Source organism: Streptomyces palmae, assembly GCF_004684805.1.
In the GTDB taxonomy this organism is placed as follows: domain Bacteria; phylum Actinomycetota; class Actinomycetes; order Streptomycetales; family Streptomycetaceae; genus Streptomyces; species Streptomyces palmae.
On the sequence record NZ_SRID01000554.1, the window covers coordinates 1 to 3,087 of the forward strand.

Consider the following 3,087-nt stretch of genomic DNA (forward strand, 5'->3'; position numbering starts at 1 on the left):
ACCGGGAGGGCTGGGCGCGCCGGGTGGAGGGGTTGGCCGCCGCGGGGGTCCGGGTGCGTGCGGTGGTGCACACCGGGGCGGAGACCCAGCGGGTCCGGCTGGCCGAGTTGACCGGGACCGGGCTGGCCGAGGCTGTCTCGGCCGGGCTGGGCGGTGCCGAGTACCTCGATGAGCTGTGCGGTCTGGAGCCCGGCGATCCGGTGGTCTACTTCTCCTCGGTGGCCGGGGTCTGGGGCGGCGGCGGGCATGCCGCCGGTGCCGCCGCCGACGCCTGCCTGGAGGCGCTGGCCGGGTGCCGCGGCGCCGCCGGGGGCCGGGCCGCCTGGCTGGCCTGGGGGGTGTGGCAGGAGCCCGGGGCCGCGGCCGATTCGGCGGCGGCGCGGCGGGCCGAACGGGCGGCGCGGCAGGGGCTGCCGGCACTCGATCCCCGGCTGGCGCTGGCCGTGTTGCGGCAGGCCCTGGACGGCGGTGCGGCACCGCTGGTGGTCGCGGACGTCGGCTGGGAGCGCTTCGCCCCGCTGTTCACCCTGGCCCGGGCGAGCCGGCTGTTCGACGCGGTACCGGCCGCCCGGCGGGTACTGGACGCGGCGCACCGGCCCGAGGACGACGGTCCGGCCGAGGGGCTCGCGGCGCTGCGGGAGCGGCTGGCGCCGCTGTCGCCCGAGGCGCGCACCACGGCGCTGCTGGAGCTGGTGCGAACCCATGTGGCGGGGGCGCTGCGCTACCCCGCGGCGGAGGCCGTCGATCCGGACCAGCCGTTCAAGGCGCTCGGGTTCGACTCGCTGGCCGCGGTGGAGTTCCGCAACCGGCTGCGGGCCGCCATCGGGTTGAGCCTGCCGGCCACGCTGGTGTTCGACTACCCGACGTCGAACGCGCTGGCGGGCTATCTGCTGACCGAGGTGTTCCCGGCGGAGCCGGCGGCCCATCCGGCGTACGGGCGGCTGGACGAGGTGGAGGCCGCGCTCGCCGAGCTGCCCGCCGACGACCCCCGGCGCTCGGGGCTGACGCACCGTCTGCGGATGCTGCTGTGGAAGTACGAGCAGGAGGCCGGGGACGGTGCCCCGGTCGCGGACGGGCAGGATCTCGACGGCGCCTCCGCGGACGAGGTGTTCGCCCTGATCGACCGGGAGTTCGGCCAGTCCTGACGGTGCGGAGGGGGCTCGGGGACAGTCGACTGACCGTCCCCGAGCCCCCCGGCCGTACTCCCGCGGGTTCAGGACTTGCCGAACTCCTCGGAGATCAGGGCGAAGATGTCGTCGGCCGTCGCCGTCTCCAGCTCGCGGTGGGCCGCGGAGCGGTCCGCGGCCTCCTCCGAGCCGCTCCACTTGTCCGCCAGCAGCCGCAGGCGTGCGGAGATCCGGGCGCGCGCCGCCTCGTCCACCGCGTCGACCGGACTGGCCGCGTCCCAGCGGTCCAGGTCGGCCAGGAAGCGCTGCTCCCCGGCCGCCTGGTCCTCGGCGAGCTTGCCGTGCAGGCAGCGGGCGAGCTCCTCGCAGGTCGGGTAGTCGAAGAGGATCGTGGTGGGCAGCCGCAGCCCGGTGCCGGCGTTGAGCTGATCGCGCAGTTGGACGGCGGTGAGCGAGTCGAAGCCGAGCTCCTGGAAGGGCTTGCCGGGCGGTATGGCCTCAGGGCCGGAGTGCCCGAGGATGCTCGCCGCGTGGGCCTGGATGTGCCGCACCAGGATGCGGCGCTGTTCGGCCGGCGGGGCGCCGTCGAGCTTTTGCTGGAGTGCCCCGTCGGCCTCCGCGGCCTGCTCCCGCTCGGGCCGCTGTTCGGCCGCCTCGGGGAGGTCCGCCAGGAGCGGGCTGGGGCGCAGTGCGGTGAAGCCGACCAGGAACCGGCGCCAGTCGACGGCGGCGATGGTGGCCGTGGTCTCGCCGTGGTCCAGGGCCTGTCGCAGGGACGCGACGGCCAGTTCGGGGTCGAGCGGGTGGAGTCCGCGGCGGCGGAAGAAGTCGAGTGCGCTGTCGTCGGCGGACATGCCGACCTCGCCCCAGGGGCCCCAGGCCAGTGAGGTGGCGGGCAGCCCGAGTCCGCGGCGGTGCTCGGCGAGGGCGTCCAGATGGCTGTTGGCGGCGGCGTAGGCGCCCTGCTGGCCGCTGCCCCAGACCGCGGCGCCGGAGGAGAACAGGACGAAGGCCGACAGGTCGAGCTCCAGGGTCAGTTCGTGGAGGAGCTGCGCGGAGAGCGCCTTCGGTTCCAGCATCCGGTTGAGGCGGTCCGGGTCGAGGTCGGCGATCAGGTCGTACTCGGTGACCCCGGCGGCGTGCAGGACGGCCGTCAGGGGGTGCTCGGCGGGGATGTCGTCCAGCAGTGCGCGGAGCGCGTCCCGGTCGGCGGCGTCGCAGGCGGCGAGGGTCACGGTGGTGCCCAGCTCGCGGAGCTCCGCGGCGAGTTCCCGGGCGCCGGGCGCGTCGGGACCGCGGCGGCTGGCCAGGACCACGTGCGGGGCGCCCGCTTCGGCGACCCAGCGGGCCAGTCGTCCGCCGATGCCGCCAGTGCCGCCGGTGATCAGGACACTGCCGGTGGGCCGCCACGGCCGACCGGCCGATTGCGCCGGCCGAGGGCTGTCGACCGAGGTCGGCGGCGAGGCGGCGGCACCTCCCAGCACTGGCTGGAGGAAGGCGGGGGGTTCCGCCGGCCCAGGGCTGTCGACCGAGAACGGCGGCGAGGTCGGGCCGCCCTCCAGCGCTGGCTGCCGGAGGGCGGGCGATTCCGCCGACCGGGGGCTGTCGACCGAGGACGGCGGCGTGGGGGCACCTCCCAGCCGTGGCTGGGGGAGGCCGTGGTCGAGGCGGCGGGCCAGTACCGTGCCGCCGCGGATGGCGGTCTGGTCCTCGGGTTGGCCGTCGGCCAGCAGCCCCGCCAGCAGCGCCGCACTCCGCTCGTCCAGGGTCTGCGGCAGGTCGATCAGACCGCCCCAGCGGTTGGGGTGCTCCAGCGCGGCGACCCGGCCCAGGCCCCAGGTCTGGGCCTGGTGGGGGTGGGGCAGCGGGTCGTTCGGCCCGGTGGACACCGCGCCCTGGGTCAGGCACCACAGGGGGGCGGTGGTCTCCGCCTCGCCCAGGGCCTGGATCGCCGTGACGG

At 76.4% G+C, this 3,087-nt stretch carries 2 protein-coding genes; one reads left to right on the forward strand and one right to left on the reverse strand.

What is annotated here, in order from left to right; genetic code table 11:
- Nucleotides 1-1,145, forward strand: a 1,145-nt coding sequence (locus E4099_RS30785; protein WP_135342390.1) for a KR domain-containing protein, incomplete at its 5' end; no start/stop codon positions are given.
- Between the two features lie 68 nt (nt 1,146-1,213).
- Here E4099_RS30785 and E4099_RS30790 read toward each other — a convergent pair.
- Nucleotides 1,214-3,087: type I polyketide synthase (locus tag E4099_RS30790; RefSeq protein WP_245245325.1), on the reverse strand; the 1,874-nt coding region annotated here is incomplete at its 5' end.